Raw genomic sequence first — 294 nt, 5'->3', positions numbered from 1 at the left:
AACAATCGATCAGGTAATTCATGTGGGCGCTTGTCGATGGCTCGGTGATCATGTCACAGAACCATCAAGGCAAGCGACTCGTCATAGATCGCAAGATCTATTTGAGACGTTTGAACCTTGAGCCAAGTTTAGTGCTACTTCAAGCACTTATGATCTTAAACTGAAGAGTTTGATCATGGCTCAGATTGAACGCTGGCGGCAGGCCTAACACATGCAAGTCGAGCGGAAACGATGGAAGCTTGCTTCCAGGCGTCGAGCGGCGGACGGGTGAGTAATGCATAGGAATCTGCCCGA

1 other annotated feature (only partly in view) is annotated in these 294 nt (G+C 49.3%).

What is annotated here, in order from left to right:
• Nucleotides 1-157 precede the first annotated feature (157 nt).
• Nucleotides 158-294 (top strand) — a sequence feature (16S ribosomal RNA rRNA prediction is too short); it runs 655 nt beyond the window's last position.

It is taken from the genome of Halomonas sp. KAO, assembly GCF_015595025.1.
GTDB lineage: Bacteria > Pseudomonadota > Gammaproteobacteria > Pseudomonadales > Halomonadaceae > Halomonas.
Note: the sequence above shows the minus strand (reverse complement) of the source record. Positions and strands in the feature narration are given on the sequence as shown.